The following is a 14776-nucleotide window of genomic DNA, read 5'->3' on the forward strand; positions in this document are numbered from 1 at the left end:
TAATGATGCATTTTACAACCGATCAACAGACCCTGAATGACCTAAACATTTTTGGGAAGCCGGGATCTGAATCTATCTTCAGTTTGTTTGATAAAACGCAAACCAGAGGTGGATCAGCCTGTATGCAAGAGATGTTTCGCTACCCGATGGCTGATGTGGATAAGATTAATCATCGGGTTGCTGTATTGCAATATTATACTGATTCCGGACTTATGTTTCCTTTTAAAACCGAGCTTTTTGATGTCATTGAACAGTATTTGGAAAATACGGATGAGCGGTCAAAGTTGCAGCCAAAAGTATCTTCGGTTGCAGATAAACTGAAAGGATTGATTGCTGAAGATCCACATCTGAAAAATATTAATGCTGGTGTTAAGGCTATTCAGGAGCTTTTGGGAGCGCTGGAAATCTTTTTAGGAAATAAAAGTTCCAGGCAGGTTGATGTGGAGGTCGACCCCATGAGGAAATTACTTTTGGATGCTGATTTTGAGGGATTATTAAAAGAAAAGAAAGGTAAGGGTTTGCCTTACGAAACGCTTGCAGCTTATGATGTGTTGTTGCGCTTTCGTAAACAAAGTAGTATAAGGACTTGCCTCCATGCTATTTATCAATTAGATGCTTATTTATCCATTGCAAAATTGGCGAAAGAGCGTGGCCTATGCTATCCCGTAGCCTTGCCAGCCGATCAGCAAGAGGTGGTATTAGAAGGAGTCTACCATCCCCATGTGAAAGGTGCTATTGCCAATTCTCTGAAGATTGATCCACAAGGAAATATCATCTTCTTAACAGGCGCTAATATGGCGGGGAAGTCTACCTTGATGAAATCATTAGGTATCGCTATGTATCTCGCGCATATGGGCTTTCCTATAGCCGCTCAAAAGATGTCATTTTCTGTCAGAGATGGGATCTATACCAGTATCAATTTGCCAGACAACTTAAATAAGGGGATCAGTCATTTCTATGCTGAGGTATTACGGATCAAAAAAATATCCCAGGAGTTGGGCCAGAACAAAAGCTTGTTCATTATCATTGATGAGCTGTTCCGTGGAACGAATGTAAAAGATGCTTATGAGGCTACAGTGGCCATCACAGCCGCTTTTGCTGGCAAAAGGAACTGCATGTTTGTGGTATCTACCCATATTATGGAAGCCGGAGAAACCTTGAAAGCAAAATGCAGCAATATCAAATTTGTATATCTTCCAACTAAAATGGAGGGGAGCCGACCTGTTTACACTTACAGACTAGAATCTGGTATTACAGAAGATCGGCATGGAATGATCATCGTGAACAATGAAGGGATCGTGGAACTATTGAACAAGAATAAACCCCAAACGCTAAATTATGAGTTTTTTAACCGATAAACAGAGTTTAGAAGATCTGAATCTGTTGGGGAAATATAAATCCAATTCGATTTATAGCCTGTTCAATAAAACCAAAACATCAGGGGGAGAGAAGCTATTAGAGGCTTTATTCCAAACACCACTGTCAGATGCTGATCAAATCAATGACCGTAGTTCTGTTTTTAACTATTTCCATCAGCAGCACTTGGTTTTTCCTTTTCAACGTGAAAATGTAGAGGCAGCTGAAAGTTATTTGAATGAAGGTGAGGAAGGTAATTTTATTTTATCAGTAATAGGTATCCTGCAGAAAAAGGTAGGAAATATGGTGCTCCAATCAGCAGAATATGGTGTTTTGCTTAAAGGTTTACAGTCTATGGTCGACTTGCTGCAAGATGCTGCAACTTTCTTCGGACAACTTAAGCAGAGTGGGGACCATCCTTTTCAAGATAAACTGGACAAAACGAAGTTGATTTTTAAAGATCAGCGTATTATCAACTTATTAACGGAAAAAAGAATTGAAGAACTTTCTGTTTTAAAGATTGCACGATACAATTACCTGTTACGTAGCGCTTTGTGTAAAGAGATGAGACTGCTTTTTGAAGTGCTGTACGAGCTGGATATGTACATTGCAGTGTCTGACGTTGCACGATCCCGAGGGATGGGCTATGCAAAGGCGTTACCTGCTACTAAATGTCTGTTAAAAGCAAGTGGATTAAAGCACCCTGTACTTGAAAAAGCTATTGCCAATTCAATTTCACTGAATCAGCAAGAGAATGTGCTCTTTTTAACAGGAGCAAATATGGCGGGTAAATCAACCTGGATGAAAACGATAGGTGCCAGTATATACCTTGCACATTTAGGGATGCCACTTGCTGCAGATAGTTTTGAGTTTTCGGTGATGGAGGGTATTTACTCTTCTATTAATGTGCCCGATAACCTGAATATGGGGTATAGCCACTTCTATGCCGAGGTTTTGAGGGTAAAGGAAGTAGCGCAAAAGGTGAGCGAGCGCAAGAATTTATTGGTGCTTTTTGATGAGTTATTTAAAGGTACCAATGTAAAGGATGCTTATGATGCAACTTTGGCTGTTTCAGAAGCTTTTGCAGCTTATACGAATTGCTTGTTTGTGATTTCTACGCATATTATTGAAGTGGGGGAAGCATTGAAGGAACGTTGTGAAAATATCCAATTTAAGTATCAACCAACGGTGATGGATGGATTGGTTCCAAGGTATACTTATCAATTGAAAGATGGAATCACTAATGACAGGCAGGGAATGATGATTATAGAGAATGAGCGGATTTTAGAGATTATTGATGGATCGAAATGATCCTGGATCAAAAATACTAACCATTAAAATCGATTTCAAAGTATATGCACTTAAGAAAGTGGAGGATCCTCAATTGGGGTTAATCAATTTTGGTGTATGCAAAATGCCTGTCATTTTTTAATGATGGGCATTTGCCATTGATAATTCATGAAACCCCAGATGTCGTAATCCGCCGCTTTGTTGTCCAATTTGCACCTTTTTATAAAGTTTAATAGACGTATTTTTAAGGTATCATTTGATAACCACCTGTAAAAAATCAACCATGGAAACTTTAACAGTAAAGGACAGCAGAATGTATGCGCTCATCACCTTACATGATATGCATACAAAGTTTTATCACAGTGTTCTTGTGGATATTTCTGAAGAGGATGCTCAAAATCGATTGGGCACCAAGGCCAATCATGTTGCCTGGTTAGCCGGAAGTTTGGTGAATGAACGATATGAATTGGCTAAGTTATTTGATCCTGCTTCAGTTGAGAAGATAAGGAAAACAGCTTCTTATGAACTGTTTAAGGATCACAAGGGTATTCAAGAAAATACTGCATATCCAGCATTAGCCGACTATAAAAATGATTGGGATGCGATAAGCCCTGTTTTAAAATCGTTGCTTGAGAATATAAGCACTGAGAAGCTTGACAGCCTGTTTGAAATGCCCGAAATGAGTATGCCTTATTATGACCTGATCACGTTCATGACCCATCGAGAATCGTATTGTATTGGTCAAATTGCTTTATGGCGCCGACTTTTAGGGTACGAAGCGATGAAGTATATGTAAATAGTGCTGCTTTTAGCAGTTCAATATTGTTATAAAAAGAAAAGGAGCCTAAGCAATTGTTTAGGCTCTTTTTATTGAAATCAATGGAGTTTGTAAAGGTTGTTAATTATTTGGTAATCAATTCGATTTGATAGGTTTGGTGAAAAATCGGTACATCCTTTGGTATTTAAAATCCGCGTTCAGGCTTTTTCGGTAATAGATAGAAAGCTAAAAGCAAAAACAGCATAATTTAAAACTTTTAACAAATTGCCCCGAATAGTATAGGCTACAGTTACTGTGCATTTCTTTGGAGCCGGCTGCTTCTCAATTGCAATAAAGAACTTTTAGTCGAACCAGGTATTAATAGAACATGAAAACTAATTAATTTATCTATATAAAATGGAGACCATAACAATTGAAGTACCTAAAGAAATTGCTACAGTGCTAAATAATGTACTTAATCACTATAAATGGGCAAAACAAAAGCATCCTCAATTTCCTAATGATATAATTCATCAAGCCGCCTTGGTGTCCGAGGAAGCAGGGGAGTTGCTCAGGGAAGCCAATAATAAAAATAAGTCACTATCGCGCCACGAATGCTATCAAACTGTAGCCGTAGCCATCAGAATGTTAACGCACTTGGAGGTATAATAAAAGTATAAATCAAATAACCCCTAATATTAAAAGAGAAATGACCAACTCCTATCAGAACGATTATCTCCTTTTAAGCCTGTCGATCTTTTCGCCTATAAGTTGAACGTTTTCAGCCGTTAATTCTTCCTTCGCGTTTTCTTCCAGCATCCAACCTCCATTTTCCCAGCGGATAAATCCTATTAATTGATTGTCGCGTGTAATACGGTAAAGGTTCATTTGAGTCGACTTGGCTTTGTAAATTTTATTCCCTGTAAAAGGAATCTGGTATTCATCCATGCCGGCAAAACTATCATAATTAAATTGAAATTCTAACCCAGTTGAACGGCAATATTTCTACTTAAAAAAATATTTTAAAAATGATTGGTAAAAATGAATGACACTTTACACTAATAGTTAAACACCATTAGGACGTAACTATGGATCATTCGAAATATACCGTGGAAGATCTTTTAACAGATGAAAGCTTTATCAACTACTGTGCGGGTACAGTGGAAGCTGATATTGAGTTATGGACTTCCATAGAAAAGGAAGTGCCGGAGATTGCTGATAAAATAACAGAAGCAAAAAAGTTTTATGCAATGCTTTCAGTTGCCAATAAGCCGGAAAAGCAACGGGCCCTGAACCAGCTTAAGATCCGTATTGAGTCAATGGAAGACGTGGCCGAGTCGGTAAAGGTCATCGCTCGGACAAAAATGCGAAGCTTTACCTGGTTTTCGGTAGCAGCGACCATTTTATTGTTGATCGGAATTTTTGCTATTCTTCAAACCAGGGATCGTTCGCCTTACCTGTTGTCGGTTCAGCAGGACTTCAGCAATTTTAAAACGATTGCACAAACCAATTCAAACGAACGTAAATCTATTGTTTTGGCCGATGGAAGTACGGTTGTGCTAAATGGGTTATCAACACTGAAAATTGCCGATAACTATAACCAGGAAGACCGTGTTTTATGGCTAAATGGAGAAGCGTTTTTTGAAGTAAGCCACGATAAAAGCAAACCATTTGTAGTTATTGCCAATAAAACCACTACCACTGCTCTTGGAACTTCGTTCAAAATAAAAAATTATGCGTCTACCCACCAATGCCTAATAATGCTTCAAACCGGTAAGGTAAAAGTGGAATCATATGCTAAAGCCGATAAGGTGCAACGCACTCAACTGCAACCAGGCGAGCAGGTGTCTTTTGACAAGGGTTTCGAATTGGTTAAATCGAGGTTTGACTCCGAAAGGGTTAACAACTGGTTACAACGCAAACTGGTATTTTCTAAAGCGAACCTGGATGAGATCAAGGCAAGGCTGAACGATATCTATCATGTTGACTTGGTGGTTGAGAATACACCTGAAAATAAAGTGGCGTTTACCGGTGAATTTAAAAATGAGTCACTTGAGCAGGTGTTGGATGCCATCGGTTTTTCCAATCATTTCACCTATACCATCTCTAAGAATCAAGTCAACCTAAAATTTGAAAAATAAAAACTAACCTAACTTATATACTATGCAAAAAGCTTTACTGTATTATCGGTTCTATGGGCTTAAAAAGCGATTGTTCTTATTGGTCGTTTTTCTTTTGTCCTTACCCGGATTTGCCCAGTCAAAAGAAGCGCTGTATTCTTTTAAATTGAAAGCAATGCCGGTGCAGCAGGTATTTCAGCAGATTGAAAACGAGACCCATCTTCGTTTTTCCTACAATCCGCTGGATATCGATCTGAACAGAAAAATTGATCTGGAAGTTTCGAACGAAAAGATCGAAGATGTATTATCCATTGTTTCTGAAAAGATCTATGCCAAATGCCTTATTAAAGGTGAAATTGTAATGGTGCAAGCCGTTAAAGATAAACGGGAGCCATTTACCCTGCGAGGGCAGGTGGTTGATAATAAACAAGTTCCATTGGCAGGTGTTCCGATCTACAATTCAACTTCTAAAAAAGGTACTTCAACTGATGAATTAGGCCGGTTTAGCCTTTCAGCTGAAAATGGAGATGTGATTGTTGTGAGGTTTATTGGCTTTATTACCCAGAATATTACTGCCAATTCCGCTCAAAACAACATTACCATTGTTTTACTCGATGATGTTAAAAAACTGGATGAAACGGTAGTAACGGCTTTGGGTATTAAGCGCGAGCAGAAAGCTTTAGGTTATTCTTATTCTGAAGTGCAGGGTAATGAGCTTAAAAAAGCCCGCGAAACCAATGTGATCAATTCGCTGGCCGGACGTGTTCCTGGGCTGGTGGTGAACAGCACCGCCGGTGGTCCTGCAGGTTCTTCAAGGGTAACGATCAGGGGTAATACCTCAATTACCGGAAACAACCAGCCATTATACGTGGTTGATGGTATGCCGATCGATAACTCCAACTATGGCCAGGTGGGCAGCGATAAATTTTCGGGTGGTGTTGATATGGGTGATGCCATTTCGGCCATTAACCCAGATGATATCGAGAAAATCAGTGTGCTCAAAGGTCCTTCAGCTTCGGCATTATACGGTAGCAGGGCCGCCAATGGGGTAATTTTAATTACCACCAAAAAAGGTAGTGCCAACAAAGAATTGGGTGTTGAGTTTAACAGCTCTTCAACCTTTGAAAATCAATTGACAAGTTTTGACGGCTACCAATATTTATACGGACAAGGTTCTAACCAGAACATCCCTCAGGATGCCAGTCAGGCCCGTACAACTTTGTTTGCTAATTTTGGTCCAAGGCTCGATGCCGGCTTATCAGCTCCTTCTTTTGATGGTGTTGTTCGCCCATATGCCTTGGTAAAAGATAATATCAGCGGATTTTTCAGAACCGGCTCCACATTTACTAATACCATTTCCTTAACGAACTCTACTGAAAAATCATCGTTCCGATTCTCTGCCTCTAATCTTACCAATAATGATATCGTTCCGGGAAGCGATATGAAACGTAACTCATTCACCTTTAACGGTAATTCACAGTTCGGTTCTAAGCTTAACCTCGAAGCACGTGCCTTTTACATGAATGAAAAGGTGACCAATCGTCCGGCAATGGCCGATGATCCGAGTAACATCGGAAACAGCTTTGTGGGATTGGCTAACAACGTGGATCAGGCGCAGTTTTCAACCGGATACAAAGATGAACTTGGAAATTATGTTGATTGGGGTGGCGGACAGTATCGCATTAACCCGTACTGGGTAATTAATGAGATGGAAAACACCACGAAAAAAGACCGCATCTTAGGTGCTTTACAGGCCAATTATACTTTTACAAAATGGCTGAGCCTGCAGGGAAGAGCTTCTACCGATATTACTTTCCTTGATTACAGCAAATTCAGCCCGAAAACAACTCCCGGTGCCCTAACCGGTCGCCTTGATAAAAGAGACCAGCGTTATTCTACCACTGAAGCCGATATGTTATTGTCGTATCAGCAACAGCTTAGCAAGGATTTTAACCTGGCAGTACGTTTAGGTGCCAGTTTGTCGCGTGTTAACAGCTTTGGTACCTCCACCGTTTATAACAACATGACGATGACTGATGTGGTAAGCGGAAACAGTTTTGCAGAAGACTTTCCGGTAGAGATTCCGTATGAGAAAAATACCAATTCGTTCTACCTTGTAGCCAGTACCGCTTATAAAAACTTCTTATACCTCGATGCAACAGTGCGAAGAGATGCTTCTTCAACCTTGCCCGAAGAAAATAACACGTATTACTACCCATCGGTAGGCGCCAGCTTTGTATTTACTGATGCCTTTAAGCTTAATAATAATATCATCTCGTTTGGTAAAGTAAGAGCTTCGGCTGCTGAGGTAGGTAATGATACCGACCCATATCAGCTCGATTTATATTATTCATTAAATCCTATAACCGCTAACGGTAATTCGGCAGGCGGAATTTCATCGAGTGTTTTACCTAACAAGAATTTGAAACCTACACGTACTCGTTCATTTGAATTAGGAACTGAGTTGAAGTTTTTGAAAAACAGGTTAGGGGTTGATTTAACTTATTATAACTCTGAATCAAGAGATCAGATCAACAGGGTTCCGGCTCCAATTTCTTCAGGATTCACTTACCAGATCATCAATGCAGGGGTGATTTCAAACAAAGGGGTGGAACTATTATTAACCGGTAAACCTGTTGTGTCTAAGAATTTCACTTGGGACATCGGTTTTAACTTCGCACGAAACGTAAACAACGTGGAGTCGCTGGCAGAGGGTGTTCCGTTCTTAACGCTCTCGGATGCCCGTTGGATGGGTGTTTCGGTAGTGGCCATGCCTGGTGCTCCTTACGGTTCAATTCTGGCTTTTGATTACCAGAAAGATCCTTCAGGTAATGTTATTCTTGATCCGGTTACCTTAACTCCACTAACCAGCAACAACCGCGAACTGGTGGGTAAGGGAACTTTTAGCTGGACCGGTGGTTTATCGAATACGTTTGCCTATAAAAATTTCGCTCTAAATGCTATTGTTGATATTAAACAAGGTGCTGACCTGTTTTCTATGACCAACCTTTTTGCAGCCATTCGCGGAAGCCTTTCTTCAACTATTGAAGGTCGGGCAGAATGGATCGAATCAGAAGAAAGACGTATGTCGGCAGGTAAAACTCCGGATGAGTGGAAAGCGATGGGTAATGTAAAAGGTTACGTTCCTCAAGGGGTGGTCCAAACAGGAACCGACCAGCAAGGAAACCCGATCTATACTCAAAACAGTCAGGCGGTTGATCCTTCAGTGTACTGGGGGCAGATCTATACCGACGGTAACGGTGTTGCTCGTCCATATATCTATGATGCTACTTATGTGAAAATGCGCGAGCTCTCGCTAAGCTATTCGCTTCCTCCTGCACTATTATCGAAATGGAAAGTTAAAGCGTTATCAGTTGCACTGGTAAGCCGTAATCCGTTCATTATTTATAAAGACGTTCCGAATGTTGATCCGGATTCAAATTATAATAATGGAAACGGACAAGGTTTTGAGTATGGTTCGCTGCCATCACGCCGCAGCTGGGGTATTAACCTTAATCTGAGATTTTAACCATGGCATTTTATCTTAATAACAATAAAATGAAACGATTATATAAAGGAAAACTGTTTCTGATAGCAACATTATCGTTGTTGTCAACTTCCTGTAATGATTTTGGAGATTTAAATACCGATCCTACAAAGTCAGCCAACCTGGATGCATCAAAACAGCTGACATTGGTGCAGATTCGTTTCTCGGGAGATTTAGAGGTGAACGAAAAGCTGGCCGGTGTAATGACCATGCCGATTGTTCAGCAAGTAGGAGGGATTTGGCTAAACCGATATGGTCAGATGTATATCAAAAGTAAGCCTTATTTAACTTCACTTTGGGATTTTACTTACGGTAATGATGTCTTAAACATTATCGATGCGGTTGAACGGACGAAAGGTAATCCTCAGCAAAGCAATCTGAATGCGGTTTGTCGCATTATGAAAGTATATGAGTTTGCCCGTATGACCGATTTATACGGAGATATTCCTTATTTCCAGGCGGGAAAAGCGTATACCGAAGGTATTGTACGACCTGAATACACGCCGCAGGAACAGATCTATGATGATTTCTTTAAAGAACTAAGCGAAGCTTCTGCGCAGTTAGATGCTTCAAAAGATCCGGTTTCGGGCGATCTGTTTTACAATGGAAATATAGCGGCATGGAAAAAGTTTGCCAATTCGCTGCATTTGCGCCTGGCCATGCGCCTGGTAAAAGTGAATCCAACGAAAGCTAAAACAGAAGCTGAAGCTGCCTTTAATGCCGGTGTGTTTACCAGTAATGGGGATATCTGTATGCTTAAGCACGAAAATGTGCAGAACGATTATTCCGATTACCGTGGGAATGGCGTTTCGGTGGCCTTCAACCAGTCGGAAGTAGTTCCCCGTGTTTGTAATACGTTTATTCAGCAACTAAGAGATACCAATGATCCTCGATTAAAATACCTGGTTAAATATTATCTCGACATGCCTTATAAGCCTTTTGAGAGGACCGATGTAACTGAACAGGTGGTTGCTAAAATTGGGTACCAAGGGGTTGCTAAAGGAAGTTATATATGGGATGATTGGATGAGCGGATTTGATATTGAAGTGCCGGGCAAAGGAACAGTAACGCTTACCAATAATGAACAAAAGGCACAGCTCGATAATTGCATGATCCGCAATAATGCACCTTTTCTTCATTTAACCTATGCCGAAGTAGAGCTTTTACTGGCCGATGCCGCTTTCCGCTTTGGTGTTAACTGGGGTGGCGATGCCGAGTCGCATTATAAAAAAGGTATTGCAGCAGCAATGAGTCAATTGAGTTTGTATCCGGGCGGTCCGGTTATTCCGGCATCTGAGATCAATACTTTTATTCAGGGTAATGGATTTGTGCCGGGCAGAGAGCTACAGGCAATCAATACGCAATTATGGATCGCTCTGTTGATGAATGGTCCTGAGGCATATGCTAACTGGCGCCGTTCAGGCTTTCCGGCTTTAACACCTGCTCATAATCCTGATTCGGAAGAAACTTCTATTCCACGTCGATTTGAATATCCGCTAACGGAGCAGGAGCAAAACGCAGCTAATTACAATAAGGCTGTTCAGGCTTTAGGTGGAGCTGATAGCTGGCTGAAAAACGTTTGGTGGGATAAGCAATAATGATGTTGACATGAAAGCAAGTAAGTTAATCATCGGTTTGTTAGGAATGCTGATTGTGCTGGCTGGTTGTAAAAAATCGGAAGCCAATGTTCCATCTAAATCTGAAAGTAAATTCAGGATTGTCGGCTATTTGTTCAATACAGGAACTCTTTCGCAAGAATCGGCTTCTGTTGATTTTAACAAGATCACCCATTTGAATATTGCATTCATTAATCCCGATGCGAATGGAAATTTAACCGCTAGCGCCGATTTGGATAAAGTAATTGCCAAGGCACATGCCAGCAATGTTAAAGTGCTGTTTTCATTCGGTGGAGGTGACCCTCCGGCGCACTTGAAAGAGTTGGTGAAGCAAGATAAACGTACTTCATTTGTCGCCAACCTGGTTGGTCTGATGCAAAAGCACGGTTTTGATGGAATAGATGTGGATCTGGAGGGTGATTTTATCGATGCCAATTATGAAGCGTTTATTACTGCTTTGGCCGTTCCTGTAAAAAACAACCAAAAATTACTTACTGCTGCAGTAGCATCATGGAATCATTACAGTATCTCTGATAATGCGCTGGCTCAATTCGATTTCATTAATGTGATGTCGTATGATAAAACCGGCCCATGGAATAAAGCCAACCCCGGACAACATTCACCCTATTCACTGGCGGTGGATGACATTCAGCTTTGGAATGTAACACGTAAGGTCCCTGCCGAAAAAATAAGCCTCGGACTGCCTTTTTATGGTTATTGCTTCGGAACAGATTTACCCGACTATATGACCTATAAGGAAATTGTTACAGCTTTCCCTGTTTCTGAGAAAACAGATCAGGTGGATATTCCGAATAAAGGCACGGTGTATTATAACGGCATTCCAACTATAAAAAGCAAGGTTGCCCTTGCTTATGAAAAGCAATTGGGAGGAGTTATGATCTGGCAGCTATTGCAGGATACGAATGATTCGAAATCATTGCTGAAAGCCATAAATGACGTGGTTAACGAGCATACTAATTAAGTAATCAATAAAATTTACTTGAAATGAAAAGACTATTATATTTTTTGATTCCGGTGCTGTTGTTTGCGGTGGTAAGCAGCTGCGAAAAGGAATACAAGGGTGTTGACGATGAACCTATTTATCCTCGAATTTTTGATAATAAGGGCGTGTTCAGAACACCATCGCGTATTATTTCCGAAGGAGAGTCTGCGGTATATAATGGAATTACCTATTCTCCGTCTGGTGGCATGAGTGTTAGCTGGCTGGTAAATGATGTACAGGTTTCCACTGACACCGCATATACTTTTAAACCCACTGAAGGGGGTGAATATACCATTGTATTGCGGGTAACTACTCCCAATGGCGATACTACCAGCAGAACCTCGAAGGTATTGGTAAATCCAACCAATTATACCTTTAAGACTTATACAAATGTGGCCATGTCTTACTTATCAGAAAACGGAAAGGCGGCAGATGTAAACTGGGATTTGGTAACCCATCTGGCATTCAAATGTGCGAGGGTGCTGCCTGAAGGTACTTTAGATGTATCTAACGGAGAGGTGAACCAAACAGCCGACGAAATTGTTGCCCGTGCCCACATTAACGGCGTTCCGGTATTGTTGGGTGTGAGCGGACGTTTATCAGGTATTGATGGCTGGGCCTTATATGGAAGCAATGATTTTGGTTCGGTAATTACAGATGCAGCCAAAAGAGCGGCACTGGTAACAGCGATCAAAAATTATGTGACCAATAAGCGTATGGATGGCGTTGATATTATGATGACGGATATAAATGGGGTGGATGTGGATGGAAACCTTGCAGCTGCGGCTAAGTTATTAACCGCCTTGCGTGCCGAGCTTCCTGCAACTGCAATTGTTACAGTAACGGTTGCCGCAGGTTGGCAGCATTGGAGTTATCCTGATCTGTCAGCTGCTGATTGGGTAAACGTACATGCTTTCGAAGATGGCTTAACGGTTGGGCCGGGTGCTCCACGAGGTCAGGCATCGAGCTATGATTACATGGTTTCTTGTGCCAATATCTGGAAGAATTTCCACCTGCCTGCAAGCAAAATTGTAGTGGGTATTCCGGGCTTCGGATTACAATACAATGCTATTGATGCAAACGGCAATAACGAAAGCTGGGGTTCATATGGTTATACTACATTTAAAGAGATATTAAGGCAAGATCCTGCAGCGTATGAAAAAGAGTTTGCCAATATTGCTTTTGGTATCTACTACAACGGAGGTCCGTTAATTGATAAAAAGACCGAGTTTATAAAAAACAATGGTTTTAAAGGGGCTTATTTCTGGGGTGGAGATTATGATGTTGCCGGAGAAAAATCGTTGATGGCAACCATTCATAAAACATTGAAATAGATAGTTTTAGTAAGCCACTGCTAATTGACTGGCTCTGCAAGTGCGTCAATTAAAATGGTTGGAAATAATAATGCCGGTAGCGTAAGCCTTGCTTTATAGAGAGTAGCGTTTACGTGATCCGGCATTCGTATTTAAAGTGTAAGCGGAAGCATCTATTTTAATGGTAATTGAATTCGGAATAAGATCATTAAGGTTGATACTAATGACTCTCTTAAGGTTTTAATGGCATTGTGAAGCGTATTGTAAACTGTTCGCTCAGAAAGGGAGGTGATTTGAGCAATTTCCTGAAAAGAAACACCTTCGAAATAACGAAGCTGAATGATTTGCTTTTGGCGGGGAGAAAGTTTTTCTAAAGCCTGTAAAAGCTTCTTTTTCTTGTATTCGTCGGTTTGGTTGTTAACTAATATGGTTTCGTAGGAGTTTTGGATCAGTAAGCGTTCATCAAGGTTTTCAAGTGAAACCGATGGGTCGCAGTTTTGCCTGAATTTGTCTTTATAAGATTTGTAAATAATGCGTTTGTAAATGGTGAAAATATATTGCTGAACATGCGTAACCTCTGAAAGCTTATCGCGCATTTGCCACAGTTCAATAAATAAATTTTGGATACTTTCCTTGATCAGTTCATGATCTTTATACAACGACAAGCCAAAACGATACAGGTCATCATGAAAAATGTCAAAGCATTCATAAAGACCTTGTTTTTCTCCTTCAACAAGCAAACTCCAATTTTTCTTAATTCTTGTTTGTTTGGAACTCATTAACTAAGCAATGTTACATTCAGGGTATTAAAGTATAAATAAAAATTAATTTTAAGTAAAGAGAAAATTAATAGTTGGAAAATATTGTATAGGTGGGGTTAAAATAATGCAGTTGAAGCAAGTGATTTACTCAAATCAATAGATTTTATTTTATGATTACATTATCCAGATGCTTACTAAAGATGTCGAAAGCTTTTTTTATAATTTCTTCAGAAGGTGATTTAAGGTCCTTAAGTACATAATCCATTCCGATAGCTTCCCATTTATGTTCTCCCAACTGATGGAACGGTAAAATTTCCACTCGTTGCATAGTTTTATAATCTTTAAAATAAAGTGCCCATTCTTCCAGGTATTCCTCCTGGTCGGTCCAGCCGGGAACCAATACATAGCGTAGCCACATTGGCTTACCGGTCGACTCGCGGTAAGCAGCCAGTTCTAATGTGTTTTTGTTGGTAACGCCGGTGAGTTTGTGATGCCAATCGTCATTAATATGTTTTACATCCAGCAACAGCAGGTCGGTATGCTCAAGTAGTTCATGTACTTCATCATTGTTTAAGCGGCCATTAGTATCTAAGCAGGTATTGATGCCTTCGTTATGCAGCTTCTTGAAAAATGTGGTCAGTTTGCTGCGTTGTAATAGGGGTTCTCCACCCGAAACCGTAACACCGCCCTTTTTTCCAAAAAAAGCCTTCTGCCGGTTAGCTCTAGTCACCAGTTCATCAATGGTCACCAATGTGCCTCCTTTTACATCTAATGTTTCCGGATTTTGGCAATACACGCATCGAAACTGGCAGCCCTGTACAAATACCACCATCCGCAAACCCGGACCGTCATGGGTACCTAATGTCTCCAGTGTTTGTATCCGCAGATGATCGGGATCATTCACATTCAGTTTTGCGGCCTCTATATCTTGTAAAGGAAAATACATGCGTTCTTGTCTTGTTTAAAAAAGAAAGGTACTCAATTCGTGATTGTAAATTTATAAGAAACTGGCG

The 14776-nt window shown here is 40.5% G+C and carries 12 protein-coding genes; 9 read left to right on the forward strand and 3 right to left on the reverse strand.

What is annotated here, in order from left to right; translation table 11 throughout:
• The first annotated feature begins 2 nt into the window (after positions 1-2).
• The 4 genes from C3K47_RS05280 to C3K47_RS05295 all read left to right on the forward strand — a co-directional run bounded on the left by C3K47_RS05280 (position 3) and on the right by C3K47_RS05295 (position 4072).
• The gene (locus C3K47_RS05280) at positions 3-1358 is read left to right on the forward strand and encodes a MutS-related protein (RefSeq protein ID WP_243392494.1); all 1356 of its coding nucleotides are present in this window, start codon (positions 3-5) and stop codon (positions 1356-1358) included.
• Positions 1339-2667, forward strand: a complete 1329-nt coding sequence (locus C3K47_RS05285; protein ID WP_103788068.1) for a MutS-related protein — start codon at positions 1339-1341, stop codon at positions 2665-2667. The genes C3K47_RS05280 and C3K47_RS05285 overlap by 20 nt, the downstream gene beginning before the upstream one ends.
• A 262-nt stretch (positions 2668-2929) precedes the next feature.
• Complete coding sequence (locus C3K47_RS05290) at positions 2930-3442, forward strand: hypothetical protein (protein ID WP_103788069.1); 513 nt, start codon at positions 2930-2932, stop codon at positions 3440-3442.
• A 378-nt stretch (positions 3443-3820) separates the two neighbouring features.
• A complete protein-coding gene (locus C3K47_RS05295) occupies positions 3821-4072 on the forward strand; it encodes a hypothetical protein (RefSeq protein WP_103788070.1) in 252 nt (83 codons plus the stop codon).
• Between the two features lie 63 nt (positions 4073-4135).
• Here the strand turns inward: C3K47_RS05295 and C3K47_RS05300 are convergent, their stop codons facing one another.
• Positions 4136-4351 (reverse strand): hypothetical protein, encoded by a 216-nt coding sequence (locus C3K47_RS05300; RefSeq protein WP_103788071.1) that lies wholly within the window; start codon positions 4349-4351, stop codon positions 4136-4138.
• Between the two features lie 140 nt (positions 4352-4491).
• On the opposite strand from C3K47_RS05300, the gene C3K47_RS05305 reads away from it, so the two are divergent.
• Genes C3K47_RS05305 through C3K47_RS05325 form a run of 5 tightly spaced genes read left to right on the forward strand, consistent with a single transcriptional unit; the run spans position 4492 to position 13023 of the window.
• Positions 4492-5544, forward strand: coding sequence for a FecR family protein (locus C3K47_RS05305; RefSeq protein WP_103788072.1), 1053 nt, complete (start codon positions 4492-4494; stop codon positions 5542-5544).
• Positions 5545-5566: 22 nt separating this feature from the next.
• Positions 5567-9052 (forward strand): SusC/RagA family TonB-linked outer membrane protein, encoded by a 3486-nt coding sequence (locus C3K47_RS05310; RefSeq protein ID WP_103788073.1) that lies wholly within the window; start codon positions 5567-5569, stop codon positions 9050-9052.
• A gap of 29 nt (positions 9053-9081) precedes the next feature.
• Positions 9082-10668 carry a SusD/RagB family nutrient-binding outer membrane lipoprotein gene (locus tag C3K47_RS05315; protein WP_165784637.1) on the forward strand — a complete coding sequence of 529 codons (1587 nt, stop codon included), beginning with the start codon at positions 9082-9084 and terminating at the stop codon, positions 10666-10668.
• A gap of 10 nt (positions 10669-10678) precedes the next feature.
• On the forward strand, positions 10679-11668 hold the full coding sequence (locus C3K47_RS05320) for a glycosyl hydrolase family 18 protein (protein WP_103788075.1): 990 nt from the start codon (positions 10679-10681) through the stop codon (positions 11666-11668).
• A 23-nt stretch (positions 11669-11691) separates the two neighbouring features.
• Positions 11692-13023, forward strand: coding sequence for a glycosyl hydrolase family 18 protein (locus C3K47_RS05325; RefSeq protein ID WP_103788076.1), 1332 nt, complete (start codon positions 11692-11694; stop codon positions 13021-13023).
• Positions 13024-13175: 152 nt separating this feature from the next.
• On the opposite strand, the gene C3K47_RS05330 is transcribed toward C3K47_RS05325, so the two are convergent.
• Both C3K47_RS05330 and pflA read right to left on the reverse strand, forming a co-directional pair.
• Complete coding sequence (locus C3K47_RS05330) at positions 13176-13781, reverse strand: RNA polymerase sigma factor (RefSeq protein WP_103788077.1); 606 nt, start codon at positions 13779-13781, stop codon at positions 13176-13178.
• Between the two features lie 145 nt (positions 13782-13926).
• The gene (pflA, locus tag C3K47_RS05335; RefSeq protein ID WP_103788078.1) at positions 13927-14709 is read right to left on the reverse strand and encodes a pyruvate formate-lyase-activating protein; all 783 of its coding nucleotides are present in this window, start codon (positions 14707-14709) and stop codon (positions 13927-13929) included.
• Positions 14710-14776 lie beyond the last annotated feature (67 nt).

The sequence above is a fragment of the Solitalea longa genome, from assembly GCF_002920915.1.
Lineage (GTDB): Bacteria > Bacteroidota > Bacteroidia > Sphingobacteriales > Sphingobacteriaceae > Solitalea > Solitalea longa.